General features: G+C 75.2%; 16 protein-coding genes and 3 pseudogenes. All 19 read right to left on the reverse strand.

Annotation, left to right across the window (positions count from 1 at the left end; all coding sequences use genetic code 11):
- Positions 1 to 71 precede the first annotated feature (71 nt).
- Positions 72 to 356 (reverse strand): hypothetical protein, encoded by a 285-nt coding sequence (locus P9841_RS07765; protein ID WP_283321490.1) that lies wholly within the window; start codon positions 354 to 356, stop codon positions 72 to 74.
- Positions 357 to 554: 198 nt separating this feature from the next.
- The gene (locus P9841_RS07770) at positions 555 to 917 is read right to left on the reverse strand and encodes a response regulator (protein WP_283321893.1); all 363 of its coding nucleotides are present in this window, start codon (positions 915 to 917) and stop codon (positions 555 to 557) included.
- A gap of 69 nt (positions 918 to 986) precedes the next feature.
- Complete coding sequence (locus tag P9841_RS07775; RefSeq protein WP_283321491.1) at positions 987 to 1,439, reverse strand: chemotaxis protein CheX; 453 nt, start codon at positions 1,437 to 1,439, stop codon at positions 987 to 989.
- Positions 1,436 to 1,819, reverse strand: a complete 384-nt coding sequence (locus tag P9841_RS07780; RefSeq protein ID WP_283321492.1) for a response regulator — start codon at positions 1,817 to 1,819, stop codon at positions 1,436 to 1,438. The genes P9841_RS07775 and P9841_RS07780 overlap by 4 nt, the downstream gene beginning before the upstream one ends.
- On the reverse strand, positions 1,816 to 2,823 hold the full coding sequence (locus tag P9841_RS07785; protein WP_283321493.1) for a CheR family methyltransferase: 1,008 nt from the start codon (positions 2,821 to 2,823) through the stop codon (positions 1,816 to 1,818). The genes P9841_RS07780 and P9841_RS07785 overlap by 4 nt, the downstream gene beginning before the upstream one ends.
- A gap of 67 nt (positions 2,824 to 2,890) precedes the next feature.
- Positions 2,891 to 3,457, reverse strand: a complete 567-nt coding sequence (locus tag P9841_RS07790; RefSeq protein WP_349306941.1) for a CheB methylesterase domain-containing protein — start codon at positions 3,455 to 3,457, stop codon at positions 2,891 to 2,893.
- 251 nt (positions 3,458 to 3,708) lie between these two features.
- Positions 3,709 to 5,553 (reverse strand): annotated as a pseudogene (locus tag P9841_RS07800) (methyl-accepting chemotaxis protein); the annotation flags it as partial.
- A gap of 175 nt (positions 5,554 to 5,728) precedes the next feature.
- Positions 5,729 to 6,838 carry a multiple monosaccharide ABC transporter substrate-binding protein gene (gene chvE, locus P9841_RS07805; protein ID WP_283321495.1) on the reverse strand — a complete coding sequence of 370 codons (1,110 nt, stop codon included), beginning with the start codon at positions 6,836 to 6,838 and terminating at the stop codon, positions 5,729 to 5,731.
- A gap of 137 nt (positions 6,839 to 6,975) precedes the next feature.
- Positions 6,976 to 8,515, reverse strand: a pseudogene (locus tag P9841_RS07810) (methyl-accepting chemotaxis protein).
- Positions 8,516 to 8,754: 239 nt separating this feature from the next.
- Entirely contained in the window at positions 8,755 to 9,597 is an 843-nt protein-coding gene (locus P9841_RS07815) for a methyl-accepting chemotaxis protein (RefSeq protein ID WP_502848871.1), read from the reverse strand.
- 21 nt (positions 9,598 to 9,618) lie between these two features.
- Positions 9,619 to 9,717 (reverse strand): annotated as a pseudogene (locus tag P9841_RS19105) (hypothetical protein); the annotation flags it as partial.
- Positions 9,711 to 10,475, reverse strand: coding sequence for an MCP four helix bundle domain-containing protein (locus tag P9841_RS19000; protein ID WP_349306944.1), 765 nt, complete (start codon positions 10,473 to 10,475; stop codon positions 9,711 to 9,713). The gene P9841_RS19000 and the pseudogene P9841_RS19105, both read right to left, overlap by 7 nt.
- A gap of 142 nt (positions 10,476 to 10,617) precedes the next feature.
- Positions 10,618 to 12,156: a methyl-accepting chemotaxis protein gene (locus P9841_RS07820; protein ID WP_283321496.1), complete on the reverse strand. Its 1,539-nt coding sequence runs from the start codon at positions 12,154 to 12,156 to the stop codon at positions 10,618 to 10,620.
- Positions 12,157 to 12,389: 233 nt separating this feature from the next.
- Entirely contained in the window at positions 12,390 to 12,806 is a 417-nt protein-coding gene (locus P9841_RS07825; protein ID WP_283321497.1) for a chemotaxis protein CheW, read from the reverse strand.
- Positions 12,803 to 13,606 (reverse strand): chemotaxis protein CheW, encoded by an 804-nt coding sequence (locus tag P9841_RS07830; RefSeq protein WP_283321498.1) that lies wholly within the window; start codon positions 13,604 to 13,606, stop codon positions 12,803 to 12,805. Before P9841_RS07830 ends, P9841_RS07825 begins: the two co-directional genes overlap by 4 nt.
- Complete coding sequence (locus P9841_RS07835; protein WP_283321894.1) at positions 13,495 to 14,457, reverse strand: chemotaxis protein CheA; 963 nt, start codon at positions 14,455 to 14,457, stop codon at positions 13,495 to 13,497. Before P9841_RS07835 ends, P9841_RS07830 begins: the two co-directional genes overlap by 112 nt.
- Entirely contained in the window at positions 14,340 to 15,275 is a 936-nt protein-coding gene (locus tag P9841_RS07840) for an Hpt domain-containing protein (protein ID WP_283321499.1), read from the reverse strand. Before P9841_RS07840 ends, P9841_RS07835 begins: the two co-directional genes overlap by 118 nt.
- Positions 15,276 to 15,878: 603 nt before the next feature.
- The gene (gene csrA, locus P9841_RS07845; RefSeq protein WP_283321500.1) at positions 15,879 to 16,145 is read right to left on the reverse strand and encodes a carbon storage regulator CsrA; all 267 of its coding nucleotides are present in this window, start codon (positions 16,143 to 16,145) and stop codon (positions 15,879 to 15,881) included.
- A 390-nt stretch (positions 16,146 to 16,535) separates the two neighbouring features.
- Entirely contained in the window at positions 16,536 to 16,961 is a 426-nt protein-coding gene (locus P9841_RS07850; RefSeq protein ID WP_283321501.1) for a hypothetical protein, read from the reverse strand.
- Positions 16,962 to 17,746: the final 785 nt, after the last annotated feature.

A 17,746-nucleotide genomic window follows, 5' to 3' on the forward strand; every position in this document is an offset into this window, starting at 1 on the left:
CGCTGCGCCCCCGTCCGTGAAACGTTTACCCCCGGAAACACGGCGCGCCCGGCGGCCCGCCCCGGGCACGGTCAGATGACGAGCACCGACGCGCAGCCCCGCCCGTACCCCGACACCTCGACCTCCAGGTCGAGCCGCCGCACGTACGCGAGCACCCACTGCGCCACGTCGGCGGGCAGCGGGTCGCGCGGCGCGTAGACGGCGTCGAGCTTGAGGTGCGGGGCGTCGCCGACGTTGAACAGCGCGGCGGTGACGTTGAGGATCTCTCCCGGCGTTCTCCGCGAGCGCGGCGGGCAGGGTCTCCTCCTCCACGGCGGTCTGCGCCGTGCGGGCCGGCACCAGGGCGATCGCCGCACCGAGGTGGGCGGCGAGCGGCAGGTCGAACAGCACGAGCGCGGACAGCTTCATGAGCCGGTCGACGAAGACGCCCACGAGCGCGCCGCCGTTCAGCACGGGGTCGACCATCGGGCCGCCCGTGGCGACCTCGATGTCCCGGCCGACGAGGCCCTCCCAGAGCTCGCGGACCTCCAGGGCGCTGGGCAGCGGCGTCCCGCTCATGCCAGCACCGGCTCGATCGCGTCGCGGAACGTGTCCGCGGTGAACGGCTTGGCGATGAGGAACAGGGCACCCGCCTCGTCGGCGAGCGTGCGCATCTCGTCCGACCCCTCCGAGGTGACGAAGCCGAACGGCGTCGAGAAGCCCTCCGCACGCAGCCGGCGCAGCAGGTCGATGCCGGTGAGGTTCGGCATGTTCCAGTCCGAGAGCACGACGTCCGGCTCGTCGGCGCGGACCGCCTCGAGCGCCTCCTGGCCGTCGGACGCCTCGCGGACGTCCCAGTCGTAGCCGGCCTGGCGCAGCGTGCGGATCACGATCTGCCGCATGACGCGGCTGTCGTCGGCGATGAGCACGCGGATCATGCTCGTCACTTCCCTTCGGGTCGGGGTGCCGGGCCAGGGCCGCGGCGGGTCGGGCGGTCGGCGCTGCGGTCACGGGAACAACCAGACCACGACGACGACGGGACGTCCACGCCAGTCCAGGCGCAGCTCGTGGGTGAGCGAGGTACCGGGGACGACCGGCAGCTCGGCGGCGACCTGCGGCAGGCTCAGCGTGCCCTGCGACGGCAGCAGCGCCTTGACGTTGCCGCCGACGACGTTCGCGACCTCCCCGAACGCGTCCACGAGGTCCTCCGGGCCGACCGGCTCGCCGGCGTCCATCCCGAGCAGCGCCCGGGTGAGCTCGTGCGCGGTGGGGACGTCCGTGGTGACGGCGGCGCGGCCGGCGAGCTCGCCGTGCACGTCCACCCAGGCGACCAGCGGCTCGGCGGGCACCGGCACGTCGCCCTCCCAGGGGCGCAGGTAGCCGGGCTCGCCGTCGATCATGGCGGCGAACACCTCCTCGGCGATCGCGTACACCTGGTCGTGCTCCACGGCGGCGGTCATACGGGCTCCTCGGCAGGGACGAGCCCGAGCAGGTCGAGCTTGTCGCGGATGGCGTCGATGGTGAACGGCTTGATGAGGTACTCGTGGGCGCCCGCCGCGAGGGCCCGGACGATCTGCCCGTGCTCGCTCTCCGTCGTGACCATCATCAGCGTGATGTTCCGCCACGCGGGGACGGCGCGGACGCGGGTGACGAACGTCAGCCCGTCCATGACCGGCATGTTCCAGTCGATGCAGGCGAGGTCCACCTGCTCCCCGGACTCCAGCACGTCGAGCGCCTGCTGGCCGTCACCGGCCTGGACCGTGGCGAAGCCGAGGTCCTCCAGGGCGCTCGCGACGATGCGGCGCATGGTCCGCGAGTCGTCGATGACGAGGGCTCTCATCGCGTCACTCCTTGTTCGGGTGTGCCGGGGCGGCCGGCCGGGGCGGTGGGGAAGACGGGGGCTCCCACGCGCGGTCGCGCGGGCGGGAGCGGGGTGCTGGTGGGCCAGGCGGCGGCGGTGTGCGCGGGTGCGGCTGCCGCGGCGACGGGCACCGCGGCGGCCGGGGCGGGACGCGGGCGGGGCACGAGGCCGCCGTGCACGGGCCGGTACACCGAGCCGCGCTCGACGGGCACGCGCTCCCAGTCCCCGTCGACGCCGATCGTGGTCTCCGCGGCGCCGAGCACGAGGAACCCGCCGGGCTTGAGCACGCGGTGCACGCGCGACAGGATCGAGCGCTTCGTCTCGAGGTCGAAGTAGATGAGCACGTTGCGCAGGAACACGATGTCGAACGGCCCGGCGGGCGGCAGGTCCAGCAGGTTGTGCTTCTGGAACGTCACCGCCCGGCGCAGCGCGTCGGAGATCTGCCAGTCCGCGCCGGAGCGCTGGAAGTGCCGCACCAGCATGGGGGCGGGCAGGCCGCGGTTGACCTCGAGCTGGGAGTACCGGCCGGAGCGCGCCTGGGCGAGCACCTGGTCGGACAGGTCGGTCGCGGTGATCTCGACGCGGACGCCGGGGCCGAGCACGTCCGCGAGGGTCATCGCGATCGAGTACGGCTCCTGGCCGGTCGAGCACGCCGCCGACCAGACACGCACCGAGTCCAGCACCGGCCGCTCGGCCCGCAGCGTGGGCACCACGTGGGTGCGCAGCGCGGAGAACGGCGTGGCGTCCCGGAACCAGGACGTCTCGTTGGTGGTGAGCGCCTCCACGATCTGCGCGAGGTCGGACTCGCGGCGACCCGCGCGGACCTCCCGGACGTAGGCGTCGACGCCGGCGTGGCCGCCCTCGCGCGCGAGCGGCAGCAGCCGGCTCTCCACGAGGTACTCCTTGCCGGCCTCCAGCTGGATGGCGCTGCGACGACGCACGACATCGGCGACGAAGGCGAACGTGTCCTGGGTCAGGCTCATGGCCGACCTCCGATCGGTGCGGGCGGCCGGCTGCCCGCACGGGCGAGCACGGCCTCGAGGGCGGGGGCTACCTCCCGAGAGGCAGGACGCGGTGGGCGAGGCCGGCCGTGGCGACGGCGCCCGGCATGCCCCAGACGACGCTGGTGGCCTCGTCCTGGACGAGCACGGTGCCGCCGGCGGCGACGACGTCCTCGCAGCCGGTGCGGCCGTCGGCACCCATGCCGGTGAGCACGACCGCCAGGAGCTGACCGCCGAGCTCGCGGACCGCGGAGCGGAACAGCACGTCCACCGCGGGGCGGCAGAAGTTCACGGGCGGGCCGTCGGTGAGCACGGTGCGCAGGGCGCCGGCGGTGCGGCTGACCTCCAGGTGGTGGTCGCCGGCCGCGACGTAGACGGTGCCCGGCCGCAGCGCCTCGCCGTCGGTGGCCTCCACGACGGTCGCCGGGCCGAGCCGGTCGAGCCGGGCCGCGAGCTGGCGGGTGAACACCGGGGGCATGTGCTGCACGACGAGCACCGGCACGGGCGGCGGGGCGGACAGCGCGCCGAGCACGCGGGACAGCGCCTCGGGGCCGCCGGTGGACGACCCGAGGACGACGGCCGACACCGGGTGCGGCGCGGGCGCGGGGCGCAGCACGACGGGTCGCCGGGCGGACGCGGCACCGGCGACCGGGCCGGACGCCGGCGCACGACCGGCGCCGGCCGGCGCGGGCTGCGCCGCGCCCGCGCCGGCCGGGCCCGCCGTTGCGGCGCCGCCGCCCGGGAGCCCCGGCGCGGCACGAGCGCCTTGATCTTGGGGATCAGCTCGCTCGCGACCCGGTCCAGCGACTCCTGGACGCTGCCGACGTTCGCCGGCTTCGTCACGTAGTCCGTGGCGCCCGCGACGAGCGCGTCCAGGGTGGCGGACGCGCCCCGCTCGGTGAGCGTCGAGAACATGATGATCGGCATGGTCTGCCGGCCCCGCCGCAGCGCACGGACCGCCTCGATGCCGTTCATCTCCGGCATCTCGATGTCCATGGTGACGAGGTCCGGCCCGAGCTGCTCGACCTTGGCCAGCGCGATGCGGCCGTTGGACGCGAAGCCCACCACCTCGATGTCGGGGTCGCGTGAGAGCGAGTCCGTCACCAGCCGGCGGACGACGACCGAGTCGTCGACCACCAGCACACGGATCCTGGTCATGGGCTCCCCTGGGACGCGATGGACCGGCCGCACCGGCCGGTTCGAGGTTCTGATCGGTCGGTGCGGCCGGTTCCTGAGCGGCGCACGGCGCCGGAGCGGGCCGTCAGTAGGTGAAACGCGCGACCCTGTCGTGCAGGTCGGCGGACAACGTCGCGAGCTCGGCCACGTGGGTCGAGACCTCGCCCAGCACGCCCGCCGAGCGGGACGCGGCGCCCGCGACCCCGGTGATGTTGGTGGCGATCTCCCCGAGCCCGTGGCGGCCTCGGCGACCGACCGGGACATCTCGTTGGTCGTGGCGGTCTGCTCCTCCACGGCCGAGGCGATGGTCAGCTGGTAGTCGTTGATCGACGCGATGATCTGCGCGATCTGCCCGATGGCCACGACGGCGGCGCCCGTGTCGTTCTGGATGGCCTCGACGCGGCGGGCGATGTCGTCGGTCGCGCGCGCGGTCTCCTGCGCGAGCTCCTTGACCTCCCCGGCGACGACCGCGAAGCCCTTGCCGGCCTCGCCGGCCCGCGCCGCCTCGATCGTGGCGTTCAGCGCGAGCAGGTTCGTCTGCTCCGCGATGGAGGTGATCACCTTCACCACGTTGCCGATCTCCTGCGAGGACACGCCCAGGCGGGCGACCTGCTCGTTGGTCGCGGCGGCGACGTCGGTGGCCTGGCCGGCGACCTTCGCGGCCTCCGAGGCGTTCTGGGCGATCTCGCGGATCGACGCCCCCATCTGCTCGGCGCCGGCCGCGACGGCCTGCACGTTGCGGGAGACCTCCTCGGCGGCGGCCGCCACGACGCCCGCCTGCGCGGAGGTCTCCTGGGAGCCCTCCACCACGGTGCCGTTGGAGGCCGCGAGGCTCGCTGCCGTCCGCTCCACGGAACCGGCCGCCGTGACGACGCCGGACAGCGTCGTGCGCAGCGACTCCTGGGCCTGCGCGAGCGCGGCGGCCATCCGCCCCGTCTCGTCCTGCCAGGGCACCTCGGCCGGCACCGTGAGGTCGCCGTCGGCCATGGCCTCGAGCGAGCCCTGCACGCTGCGCACGGCGGTGGTGATGCGCCGGATCACGAGCACGGCGAGGATCCCGGACAGCGCGGCACCGACGACGAACGCGATGACGAGCGCGATGATCGTCCGGTTCACCTCGGCGCGGCTGGCCGCCAGGATGTCGTCGACCTGCGCGTCGACCTGGCCCTGCGCGAGGGCCAGGGCCCGGCCCGCCCAGTCGGGGTCGGCGGACGCGTCCGCGGCGAGCGCGGTCCGCAGGCCGACGAGGTCGCCGTCCTCGACGAGCGGCAGCAGCGTGGCGTCGCGGTAGGCGACCCAGGCGTCCCAGCGGTCGACGAAGTCCGACCACTGCCGGGTCTCCGACTGCGGGAACGCGGAGATCGCGTCGATCTGCGCGGCGACGTCCCGGTCGGTCCACGCGGAGGACTCCAGGAGCTGGGCCCGCACGGAGTCGTCGGTGGCCTCGGCGGCGCGGTGCACCAGCAGGTGGCTGCGGGTCTGCGCGGTGCGCAGCTCCGACATGGCCGACTGCAGGTCGCCCGTCAGGCCCGACATCTCCTCCAGGTGCTGCCCGGCGCGGAACAGGGCGATCGCGCCGGCCCCGCCGACCACGGCGAACGTGCCGCCGAGCACCAGCAGGGAGACGGCGATCTTCAGGGCGACCGGGCGGTCCCAGAACCAGGACGCGCGGCGCCGGGGGACTGCTGCGCGGCGGTGCGGTCGGTGGCCATCAGCCCAGCTCCTCGGCGGTGTAGTAGCCGCCGGCCACGAGGACCTGGCGGAGGTTCTGCTCGGTGACGACCTGCGGGGTCAGCAGGTACGAGGGGACGACCTTCACGCCGTTGTCGTAGGACCGGCTGTCGTTCGTCTCCGGCTCGGCGCCGTCCAGCAGCGCCCGGACCATCGCGACCGTCACCTCGGCGAGCTGCCGGGTGTCCTTGTAGACGGTCGCGTACTGCTCGCCGGCGGCGATGGACTTGGCGGAGGCGAGCTCGGCGTCCTGCCCGGTCACGACGGGCAGCGGCTGGGCGTCCGTCCCGTAGCCGATGGTCTTGACGGCGTCGAGCACCGCGATCGAGATGCCGTCGTACGGCGACAGCACCCCGTCCAGCCGGCGGTCGGCGTACAGCGGCAGCAGCGTGTCCATGCGGGCCGTGGCGTTCTTCGGGTCCCACTTGTCGGTGGCGACCTCCTCGAAGCCCGTCTCGCCGGACGGCACCGTCAGCACCCCCGAGTCGAGGTACGGCTGCAGGACGCCCATCGCGCCGTCGAAGAACACGGTCGCGTTGTTGTCGTCCGTCGAGCCGGCGAACAGCTCGATCGCGAACGGGCCGGTGACGTCCGTGCGGTCGCCCGCCTCGTCGAGCAGGCCGAGGCCCTGCAGCAGGGTGGTCGCCTGCTGCACCCCGACGCGCGCGTTGTCGAACGTCGCGTAGTAGTCGACGTCGCCGGACTCGCGGATCAGGCGGTCGTAGGCGATCACCGGGATGTCCGCCGCGGCGGCCTCCCCCAGCACGTCCTTGAGCGCCACCCCGTCGATGGACCCGATGACGAGCGCGTCCGCGCCGGCCGCGATCATGTCCTCGAGCTGCGCGACCTGCGTGGGCACGTCGTTCTCGGCGTACTCCAGGTCGACGTCGTACCCGAGCGCGCGCAGCTGGTCCTGCACGTTCTCGCCGTCGGCGATCCAGCGCTCGGAGGTCGTCGTCGGCATCGCGACCCCGACCAGCGGCCGGTCCCCGTCGCCCGCCGCGCCGGTCGCCGACGCGCACCCGGCGAGCACCCCGGCCACCGCGACCGCGGCGGCGGTGGCGGCCGGTCGGCGCATCCCCTGCCTCATGTGGACTCCTTCGTCTGTGCGGCGCGACACTGCCCGTCGTCGCCGTGCCGTCTGGATCGGACGGGGGCCCGCGGTTGTGAGCGCTCCCGCGGCCACGTGGCCCGACCGGAGCAGTCCCGCGGGTGAACACCCGGCGTTCAGTAGGAGAACTGCGACACCCGGCCGCGCAGGTCCTCCGAGAGCCGCGCGAGCTCCGCGACGGCCCCGCCCATCTGGCCGAGCGTCTGCGACGAGGTCGCCGCGGCTGACGCCACCCCGGTGATGTTCGTGGCGATCTCCCCGAGCCCGTGGCGGCCTCGGCGACCGACCGGGACATCTCCGTGGTGGTGGCGGTCTGCTCCTCCACCGCGCTGGCGATGGTGAGCTGGTAGTCGTTGATCGACGCGATGATCTGCGAGATCTCCCCGATCGCGGTCACGGCCGACCCGGTGTCGGTCTGGATCGCCTCGACCCGCCGGGCGATGTCCTCCGTGGCCTTCGCGGTCTCCTGCGCGAGCTCCTTGACCTCGCCCGCGACGACCGCGAAGCCCTTGCCCCCGCCTCACCGGCGCGCGCGGCCTCGATCGTCGCGTTCAGCGCCAGCAGGTTCGTCTGCTCCGCGATCGACGTGATGACCTTGACGACGTTCCCGATCTCCTGCGAGGAGGACCCGAGGCGCGCGACCTGCTCGTTCGTGACGGCGGCGGCCTCCGTGGCCTGCCCGGCGACCTTCGCCGCCTGCGACGCGTTCTGGGCGATCTCCCGGATGCTCGCCCCCATCTGCTCGGCGCCGGCGGCGACGGTCTGCACGTTGCGGGACACCTGCTCCGCGGCCGCCGCGACGACCCCCGCCTGCGCGGACGTCTCGTCGGAGCCGGCCACCACCTGGTTGGACGCCGCCGACAGCTCCTCCGCCGCCGCGGCGACGGTGTGCGCGGTCTCCGCGACGCCCCCCACCAGAGCGCGCAGGCTCCGCTGGGTGCGCTCGAGGTCGACCGCGAGCCGGCCGAGCTCGTCGCCGCCCGTCACACCCGAGGGCACGGTCAGGTCGCCGTCCCCGGCTGCGGCCAGGCTGCGGGACACCCCGCCGAGCCGGCGCACGATGCCGCGCGCGACCGCCACCGCCAGGGCGGCCGCCGCGAGCGCGCCGAGGACGGCGACGAGCACGGTCACCAGCACGGAGCGCTCCGCGACCGCGTCGGTCTCGGCGGCCAGCGCCTCCGCCTGCTCGCCCTGGGCCGCGGTCTCGACCTGGAGGGCGTCCATGACCGCGGTGGTCAGCGGCCGGATCGTCGCGTCGAAGTACGCCGCGAACCCGGCGTCGTCCCCCTCGTCGGCCAGCGGGAACAGCGTGTCCTGCGCGGCCGCGTAGTACGCGTCCAGCGCGGCGACGATCGCGTCGACCTGCGCCCCGTCGACGGCGCCCGCCCGGTACTCGTCGAGCTGGGCGTCCAGGTCCTGCTGGCGCTCGGTCAGCTCCTGCAGCAGGGTCGCGCGGGTCTCGTCGTCGGCGATGCCGTACTGGATCACGCGGGCGCGGTCGCCCTGGTAGGACCGCTGGATCTCCGTGAGCTGCTGGAGCGGGACGACGTTGCCCGCGTACATCTCGGCGGCGTCCGCCCGCACGGTCCGCAGCGAGCCGACCGCGACGGCCGTCACGACGGCGGTCATGGCCGCCATCACGGCGACGGCGGTCATGATCTTGACGAGGACGGGCCGGTCGGCCCAGAGCCTGCGGGGGTGGCGTCGTGCTGCGCGCTCATCGTGGTCGGGTCGCCCTTCGGTACGGAGTCGGTCGCCCCACCTATCGGCGGCGCACGGCGGGACCGAAGCGCTTTCCGCCGCACGGTGCGCGGGTGCCGGGCCGTCGACGAGCGCGGCGGGAGCACGACGAGCGCCCCGGGGAGCAGGCTCCCCGGGGCGCTCGTCGCACGGGCCTAGAGGCGGAACCCGCTGACCTGCGCGCGCAGGTCCTCCGACATCCGGGCGAGCTCGGCGATGGCCCCGCCCATCTGGTTGAGCGTCTGGCTGGCCTCGGAGGCCGCGGAGGCGACGCCGGTGATGTTCGTGGCGATCTCCCCCGACCCCGTGGCGGCCTCGGCGACCGAGCGGGACATCTCGTTCGTGGTCGCCGTCTGCTCCTCCACCGCGCTCGCGATGGTGAGCTGGTAGTCGTTGATGCTCGCGATGATCTGGGAGATCTCCCCGATCGCCGCCACCGCACCCGTGGTGTCGCCCTGGATCGCCTCGACCCGCCGGGCGATGTCCTCGGTCGCCTTGGCGGTCTCCTGCGCCAGCTCCTTCACCTCGCCCGCCACGACCGCGAAGCCCTTGCCCGCCTCACCGGCCCGGGCCGCCTCGATCGTCGCGTTCAGCGCCAGCAGGTTGGTCTGCTCCGCGATCGACGTGATCACCTTGACCACGTTCCCGATCTCCTGGCTGGAGACGCCGAGCCGCGACACCTGGTCGTTGGTGCTCGCCGCGACCTCGGTGGCCTGCCCGGCGACCTTCGCCGCCTGGGAGGAGTTCTGCGCGATCTCCCGGATGCTGGCGCCCATCTGCTCGGCACCCGCCGCGACCGTCTGGACGTTGCGCGACACCTGCTCCGCGGCCGCCGCCACCACACCCGCCTGCGCGGACGTCTCGTCGGAGCCGGCCACCACCTGGTTCGACGCCGCCGACAGCTCCTCGGCCGCGGCCGCCACCGTCTGCGCCGTCTCCACCACGCCGGAGATCGCGCCACGCAGGTTCCCCTGCGCCCGGGTGAGCGCCCGGGCCATGCGCCCGAGCTCGTCGTCGGAGTCCACCTGCGGGGTGACCGTCAGGTCGCCGTCCGCGAGCGCCTCGACCGCGCGCTGCACCTCGGTCACCTGGCGCCGGATCATGCCGGCGATCACCATGCCGACGGCGGAGACCAGCGCCACGCCGGCGACGAGCACGACGACCAGCACGACGGTGCTCGACCGCGCGCCTCGGCGTGCGCCTGGTCCGCCACGGACTCGAGGTACGCGGCGACCGTCTTCTCGGCGGTCTCCAGCCCGGCGATCATGCCGTCGAGCGCCGCCTTGGCCTCGCCCTGCGTCACCTCGCCGAACGTCACCTGGTCGTTGTCCAGGGCGGCGGGCACCAGCTGGTCGTCGCGGATCTGCGTCCACGCGGCCCAGCCGGTGACGAAGTCGTCCCAGCCCTCGACGACGTTCTCACCGATGCCCTGCTCGAACGCGTCCGCGGCGGCCTGCAGGTCGGCGTCCGTCGCGGCGATGGCGTCCAGCGCCGCCTGCCGCTGCTCCTCGGTCTCGGTCAGGCTCGCGCCCGCCTGGGCGACGAGCATCCGCGCCTTGAGCTCCTCCTGGTGCACCACGGCGAGCGGGGTCACGACGTCCGCGTTGACCTCCTGCACGGTCGCGGTGCTCGCCGCGAGGTCGTCCAGCCGCATCACGGCGAAGGTGCCGGTGGCCGCGACCATCACGACCACCAGCGCGAGCAGCTGCATGATCTTGGTGCGCACGCCGCGGTTCGCGAACCAGGCGGTGCCGCGGCGGGTGCCGCGAGGACGGTGCCCGGACGCAGGCGGCTCGCCGTGGCCGCGCTGGGTGGGCACCCGGTCGACCGTCGGCACCCGCGTGGGCGTCGACACCGTCGTCGTGGTGACGCTCATGGTGGGTCCTTCCTGTCCGTCCCCTGCTGCCCCACCGATCGTCCGCACGCGCCACCCCCTGAGCCCGGCAGCGGGTGATTGACGCACGACGACGCGCCGCGCCGCCCCACCCCCGGGGCCGCGCGGCGCGTCGTCGGTGCGGTCAGTACGTGAAGCGGGACACCCGGCCGCGCAGGTCCTCCGACAGCCGCGCGAGCTCGGCGACCGCCCCGCCCATCTGGCCGAGCGTCTGCGAGGAGGTGGCGGTCGCGGACGCGACGCCGGTGATGTTCGACGCGATCTCGCCGGAGCCGGTGGCCGCCTCCGCCACCGACCGGGACATCTCCGTGGTCGTCGCCGTCTGCTCCTCGACCGCCGACGCGATCGTGAGCTGGTAGTCGTTGATCGACGCGATGATCTCCGAGATCTCCCCGATCGCGGTCACAGCCGACCCGGTGTCGGTCTGGATCGCCTCGACGCGCCGGGCGATGTCCTCCGTCGCCTTGGCGGTCTCCTGGGCCAGCTCCTTGACCTCGCCCGCCACGACCGCGAAGCCCTTGCCGGCCTCACCGGCCCGCGCCGCCTCGATGGTCGCGTTCAGCGCCAGCAGGTTCGTCTGCTCCGCGATCGACGTGATGACCTTGACGACGTTGCCGATCTCCTGGCTCGAGACGCCGAGCCGCGACACCTGCTCGTTGGTCGCCTGCGCGACGCCCGTGGCCTGCGCCGCGACCTTCGCCGCCTGCGACGCGTTCTGGGCGATCTCGCGGATGCTGGCGCCCATCTGCTCCGCGCCCGCGGCGACGGTCTGCACGTTGCGCGACACCTGCTCGGCCGCCGCGGCGACCACACCCGCCTGCGCCGAGGTCTCGTCCGAGCCCGCGACCACCTGCGTGGAGGCCGCCGACAGCTCCTCGGCCGCCGCGGCGACCGTGTGCGCGGTCTCGGCGACGCCCGACACGACGCCGCGCAGGCTGTCCTGGGCGGTGTCGAGCGACCGCGCCATCGCGCCCAGCTCGTCCACGCTGTGCACGTCCGCGCGGACCGTCAGGTCGCCCTCGGCCATCGCCTCGAGCGCCTGCTGCACCTCCCGGGCGTCCCGCGACAGCCGGCGCGCGACCCGCAGGCCCACCACCAGCACCACGGCCAGCCCCACCACGACCAGGCCCACCACGATCAGCAGGGTGCGGGACACCGTCGCCTCGGAGTCCTCGGCGTTCGCGGCGGCCACGGCGGCGACCGCGGCGTTCTCCTGGACGATCGCCTCGGCCGCGACCGTCGTCTGCGGCAGGATCTGCTCCCGGTAGAGCGCCGCCGCGCCGGTGACGTCACCGGAGTCCGCGAGCGGGAACAGCTCCTCCTCCGCGAGGCGCACCATCTCGGACCAGCCCGAGTCGAAGTCCGCCCACGCCTGCGCGTCCACCGCGAGGTCGTCGTAGGCGGCCTGCTGCTCGGCGATGCTCGCCTCGTACTCGTCGAGCTGGGTGCGCAGGTCGGCGCGCACGTCGTCCGCCGCGGCCGGGTACTCCACCATCCGCGCGCGCCCGGCCTGCAGGGCGCGCTGCAGGTCGCTCACCTGCCCGAGCTGCGCCACGTTGGCCGCGGACGCCTGCACGTCGCCCCGGAGCTGCCCCAGGCTCACGGCGGCGGCCAGCACGACGAGCACGGCCACGAGGCCGGCCGCGGCCAGCAGGCCGAGCACCTTCGCGGCGATCGACGACCTCAGCCCCGCCGGGGACGAGTGGTGGCGGCGGACGGCTGGGACATGCTGATCTCCTCGCAGGACGGACCGGGGGTTCCTGACGCCTCATCGACCACCTGGCCGTCCGTGTGATCGCCCGGCCGGGTGAACCGGTTCGTCAGCCGGGGAACGCGCGCGGGGCGCCCCTCCCGGCGGACCGGGTGGGGCGCCCCGCGGCGCGGTGCGGCGGACCGTCAGGCCGCGGTGGCCTGGTCCACGTCGAGCACGAGCAGCAGCCGGCCGTCGAGCTTGTGCGCCCCGAGGATCAGCGGGCGCAGCGCGGCGTCGAGCGTCTCCGGCGGCGCCTCGAACGTCTCCGGACCGACCTCCATCACGTCGCCGATCTCGTCGACCAGCAGGCTCACCGGCTCCCCGGCCACCTGCACGACCACCATCATCGGCTCGGCGTCCTCGCCCAGCGCCTCCAGGCCCAGGCGCGGGCGCAGGTCGACCGTCAGCACGACCTGACCGCGCAGGTTCACCAGCCCGGCGACCCCCGGCGGGGCGAGGGGCACGCGGGTGCGCACGTGCGACCGCAGCGCCTCCTGCACCCGCGTGACGTCGACCCCGTACAGGCTGCCGCCCAGGGAGAACGTGACGTACTGGCTCATCGCAGGGCTCCCACCAGCTCGGTCCCGGCGACCTGCGTCGGGACGTCGTCGAACGTGGAGCGGTGCTCGCTCCGCTCGTCGTAGAACGCCGCGTCGGCGGCGAGGATCGCGCGCCGCACGTCCAGCAGCTCCGTCACGCGGTCGCCGAGCACCGTCGAGCCGACCAGGCCGGCGTCCTCGATGTCGGAGTGCCGCGCCGAGTCGTCGTCGACGATGTCGACGATCTCCCGGACCACCAGGCCGACGCTGCGTCCCGCACGGCTGTAGACCACCAGCAGCAGCTCGGAGCTGTCCTCCTCGCCGTACGCGCCGAGGATCCGGTCCAGGCGCGCCAGCGGCAGGATCGTGCCGCGGTACTGCACGACCTCGCGGCCGCCGACGTACTCGACCTGCTCGGCCTGCACGTGCTCCAGGCGGGCCACGGACGCCAGCGGCATCGCGACCTGCCGCCGGCCGCCGCCGATCCCGACGACGAGCACCTGCTGCACCTCGTGGGCCAGCCCGGCGGCGTTGCTGCTGTGCGCGTCACGCGCGGCGGCGTCCAGCTCCCCGGCCAGCGCGCGGCGGGCGATCGCCTGCACGTCGAGGATCAGCGCGACGTGCCCGTCACCCAGCACCGTCGCGCCGGCGTACGCGCCGATCGCCTTGAGACGGGCCGACAGCGGCTTGACCACGATCTCCTCGGTGTTCAGCACCCGGTCGACCAGCAGCCCGAACCGCTGGTGGTCGGACTGCACCACCGCGATGACCGCGTTGTCCGGGCGCTCCCCGCCGACCTCCAGCACGGAGGACAGCGACACCAGCGGCAGCAGCTCCCGCGCAACCGGTACACCGGCGCCTCGTGGATGTGCTCGATGCCCGACTCCGAGCGCTGCGAGTCCAGCGCGACGAGCTCCAGCAGGTTCACCTGCGGGATCGCGTACAGGTCCCCGGAGCACTCCACCGTCAGCGCCGGCATGATCGCCAGCGTCAGCGGGATGCGCAGCCGCCACGTCGTGCCCCGGCCGACGACGGACTCCACGTCCACCGCGCCGCCGATCGACTCGATCTTGGTCCGCACGACGTCCATGCCGACACCGCGGCCGGAGACGTTCGAGACGACCTCCGCCGTGGAGAACCCCGGCAGGAACAGCAGCTGCAGCAGGTCCGCCGCGCTCATGACGGCGACCTGGTCCGCGGTGCGCAGGCCCTTCTGGACCGCCTTCGCGCCGATCTTGTCGGGGTCGATGCCGCGGCCGTCGTCGGCCACCTCCACGACGACCTGACCGCTCGCGTGGTACGCGCGCAGCGCCAGGACGCCCTTCGCGGGCTTGCCGGCGGCGGCACGGTCAGCGGCCGACTCGATGCCGTGGTCGACGGCGTTGCGCACCAGGTGCGTCAGCGGGTCCTTCACGGCCTCCAGCAGGCTGCGGTCCAGCTCGGTGTCGCCGCCGGACAGCTCCAGCTGCACCTCGCGGTGGCACGCCGCCGCGACGTCACGCACCATCCGCGGCATCTTCGACCACAGGTGCTCGATGGGCTGCATGCGGGTCTTCATGACCCCCTCCTGCAGCTCACCGGCGATGAGGTTGAGGCGCTGCGCGGACCGCGCGAGGTCCACGTCGTCCGTGCCGGTGGCCAGGCGGCTGATCTGGTTGCGGGCCAGCACCAGCTCGCCCACCTGCCGCATGAGGGCGTCGAGCAGGTCGACGTCCACGCGGATCGACGCGTCGGCGGCGCCGCCCCGGAGGGTGCCGACCCTCGGCGGCTGCCGCGGCGGGCGGCGCCGGGGTCGCGGCGGCCGGTGCCGGGGTGGCGGCGGCCGGTGCCGGGGCCGCGGGGGCCGGTGCCGGGGCCGCGGGGGCGGGCTCCGGCACCGGGGTCGGCGCCACGGCGGACGGGGTGGACGGGGCCGACGGCGACTCGCCGATGGCACGCGCCGCGGGCGCGGCCGGCTCGGACGGCGTCGCGGGCGCAGCGGGCCCGGGCTGCGGGGCGGCGGCCTCCGCGGCGGGCACGGGCCCGGGCGCGGCGGGCGCGGGGCTCCGCGGGCTCGACCGCTGCCGCGGGCGCGGCCGGCGTCTCGGCGACGGGCGCCGGGGCGGCGGACGGGTCGGTCGCCTGGATGGCCTCGATCGCCGCGATCACCGCGTCGATCTCCACCGCGCCCTCACCGCCCTCGGCCTCGATGGCGCGCAGGATCTCGCGGATCGTGTCCACGAGCCGCAGCAGCACGTCCGTCGTCGCCTGGTCCATCGAGCGGCGACCGTCGCGCAGCTCGACGAGCAGGTTCTCGCCGGCGTGCGCCACGCGCTCCAGGTGGGAGAACGCGAGGAACCCGCTGGTCCCCTTGATCGTGTGGATCGTCCGGAACACGCTCGCGATGAGCGCCCGGGATCCGGGTTCGCTCTCGAGCGCGACCAGGTCCTGGTCGAGCTGGTCGAGGTTCTCGTGGCTCTCGACCAGGAACTCGCGGACGATGTCGTCCATGTCCTCCACTGCAGCCTCCTCGCGGGTGCACCGTCTGACGTGAGGATCGGCGGCGAGCACCGCTGCGTGAGGCATTCCGCCACGCGACCCCCGTCGGACGGGGTGAACTCCCCCTCACCCGTCCCGCACAACCCCACGACCTCCCGCACAGCCCCACGACTCCCGCGCAGCCCGCGACTCCCCGCAGCCCCTCTCTCACGCGCAGCCCCACGATTCACGCGCAGCCCCACGGCTCACGCGCAGCCCACGACTCCCCCGCAGCCCCAGGGCTCACGCGACCCCAGGACTCACGCGCAGCCCCAGGACTCCCCCGGCAGCCCCCGTGGCTCACCACCCCGCCGAGAGTCCAGGACATGCCCGGGATCTCGGCCCGCCGCCCGCGTGTCCTGGCTTCTCACCGCCCGGGAGCCGGCACGGACGAGGCCGCGCGCGAACGCAGCTCTGCGCTCCCGCGCGAGCACAGACCCGCCGAGAGTCCAGGACACGCCCGGGATCCCGGTCCGGCGCCGGCGTGTCCTGGCCTCTCGGCGCGGCCGGCGGGCGCGACCCGCGGCGCGGCTGGCCGGCGCAGCCGGCCGGGCGCGAAGCGCGGGGGCGGGACGGTCAGCGGGGGCGGCGGGGGCCTTGCTCCGGGTCCTCCGGGGTGGGCGGGATGAGGCCGCGGAGCGACTCGACGGCGTCGTCGCCGGCGTCGGTCGCGGCGACGTTGGCTGCGGTGACGGCCTCGAGGACCTCCGCGCGGTGCACGGACACGGAGCGCGGGGCGTCGATGCCCAGGCGGACGCCGTCGCTGCGCACCTCGATCACGGTCACGACGATGTCGTCCCCGATCACGAGTCGCTCCCCGACCCGCCTGCTCAGCACCAGCATGGCGCCGACCCTACCCGCCGCACGCAAGCGCCCGGCACCCGCGCGCGGCACGTCGTCGACGGCGACGTCGCGACCCGGGCGGTGCCACCCCGCCCACGCCCGCCGACCGCCTACCCGCAGTGCGCCACCGGCCGGCCGGCCGGCCCGCCGTCCCGCGCGCGCCGCGGTGCACACGCCGACCGCGCCGTGGTGCACACTCCGGCCGCGCCGCCATCCCCGCGCCCGCCACCCCGCCGGCCCGCGCCGACCGCGCCGCCGTCCCCGCGCCCGCCACCCCACCGGCCCGCGCCGACCGCGCCGCCATCCCAACGCCGTCAACCCGCCGACCACGCCGACCGCGCCGCCGTCCCCGCGCCGGCCGTCGCCGCTGCCCGGACGCGGAGCCCCGGGTCAGGCCCAGGTCGTGCCCTCGGGGAGGTGCTCGGCGAGGGCGGCCGCCCACGCGACGCGAGACGCCGGCACGCCGTCGATCCACGCCACCGGGACGCCGAGCCCGAGCACCGTCCCGGGCTCGCTGGTGTCGAACAGCCCGCCGACCGCGAGCGCGTCGAGGGGCCGCCGCGCGCCGACCGCGGCGATCCACCGGGTGCAGTCGCGGCGCTTGCTGCGCGCGTCGACGACGCCCCAGGCCTGGTCGGGCGCGAGGGCCGCGAGCAGCTCGGCCGCCGACTCCTCGCGCACGCGGCCCGGGCGCACGCCGAGCGCGACGACGGTCACGCCGTCGGGGTCGTGGTGCTCGGCGCGCCAGCGCTGCGCGGCGGTCGCGGTGGTCAGCCGGCGTCCGCCGCCGACGGGCTCGGCGTCGCCGGCCGCCACGACCGTCGTGCTGCCGGTGCGCAGGGCGAGCAGGTCCGCGACGCGCGTGGCGTCCGCCGGGGGCCCGCCACGACGACCACGGTGCCGGGGTCGCGCGGCAGAGGTGGGGCGGGGGCACGGCCGCGAGCAGGCGGGACAGCTCGACGGGGCCGTCGCCGGTGAGCATCTCGGCCGGGACGCCGAGCTCGGCGAGCACGGCGCGCGGCACGCCGGGTGCCACGGGGGTCGCCGCCTCGGGGGTGGCGTCGGGCGCGGAGCCACCGGGCGCCCCGCCGGCCGGCGCGGGCCCGGCCGCACCCGCCGGCGACGACGCGCCCGTCACCGCCGGCGCCGCAGCGGGCGCCACCGACGCGGCGGGCACGCCCAGCGGCTCGAACGTCCGCTCGGCCGCGGCCACCGGCTCGGGCGCCACCTCCAGGTGGTGCTCCGGCGGCAGGCCCGTCATGGCTCGCATCTGCTCGAGCACGGACGCGAACGCCTGCTCGCCGGTCGACACCCGCGGCGCGCGCTGCTCGGGGAGCCCGGCGGGGACGGCGGGCGACGGCACCAGCGTGCCGTCGGGGGCGGCGTCCCCGGCGTCCGCCGCCGCGAGCAGCGCGTCGATGCCCCCGGCGGTCACCACCTGCCCGGCCCCACGGCGCCGCGGCAGCCCGGCGGTGGGCACCGGCGCCGCGTCGGGCACGTCGATCGTCAGCTCGTACCGCTCGCGCGCGAAGAACCCCGCGATGCCGCCGCTGCGCACCCGCTCGGCGCGGACGATGCGCGCGGTGGGGCCGAACTCCTCC

Origin of the sequence: Cellulomonas sp. ES6, assembly GCF_030053835.1 — a bacterium.
GTDB lineage: Bacteria > Actinomycetota > Actinomycetes > Actinomycetales > Cellulomonadaceae > Cellulomonas.

Excerpts from the sequence above, each read along its gene's own strand:
- P9841_RS07840 (WP_283321499.1), bottom strand. The coding sequence starts at position 15,275 with ATGGACGACATCGTCCGCGAGTTCCTGGTCGAGAGCCACGAGAACCTC.
- P9841_RS07815 (WP_502848871.1), bottom strand. The coding sequence starts at position 9,597 with ATGGCCCGGGCGCTCACCCGGGCGCAGGGGAACCTGCGTGGCGCGATC.
- P9841_RS07780 (WP_283321492.1), bottom strand. The coding sequence starts at position 1,819 with ATGAGAGCCCTCGTCATCGACGACTCGCGGACCATGCGCCGCATCGTC.
- P9841_RS07785 (WP_283321493.1), bottom strand. The coding sequence starts at position 2,823 with ATGAGCCTGACCCAGGACACGTTCGCCTTCGTCGCCGATGTCGTGCGT.
- P9841_RS07825 (WP_283321497.1), bottom strand. The coding sequence starts at position 12,806 with ATGAGCCAGTACGTCACGTTCTCCCTGGGCGGCAGCCTGTACGGGGTC.
- chvE (WP_283321495.1), bottom strand. The coding sequence starts at position 6,838 with ATGAGGCAGGGGATGCGCCGACCGGCCGCCACCGCCGCCGCGGTCGCG.
- P9841_RS19000 (WP_349306944.1), bottom strand. The coding sequence starts at position 10,475 with ATGAGCGTCACCACGACGACGGTGTCGACGCCCACGCGGGTGCCGACG.
- P9841_RS07770 (WP_283321893.1), bottom strand. The coding sequence starts at position 917 with ATGATCCGCGTGCTCATCGCCGACGACAGCCGCGTCATGCGGCAGATC.
- P9841_RS07775 (WP_283321491.1), bottom strand. The coding sequence starts at position 1,439 with ATGACCGCCGCCGTGGAGCACGACCAGGTGTACGCGATCGCCGAGGAG.
- csrA (WP_283321500.1), bottom strand. The coding sequence starts at position 16,145 with ATGCTGGTGCTGAGCAGGCGGGTCGGGGAGCGACTCGTGATCGGGGAC.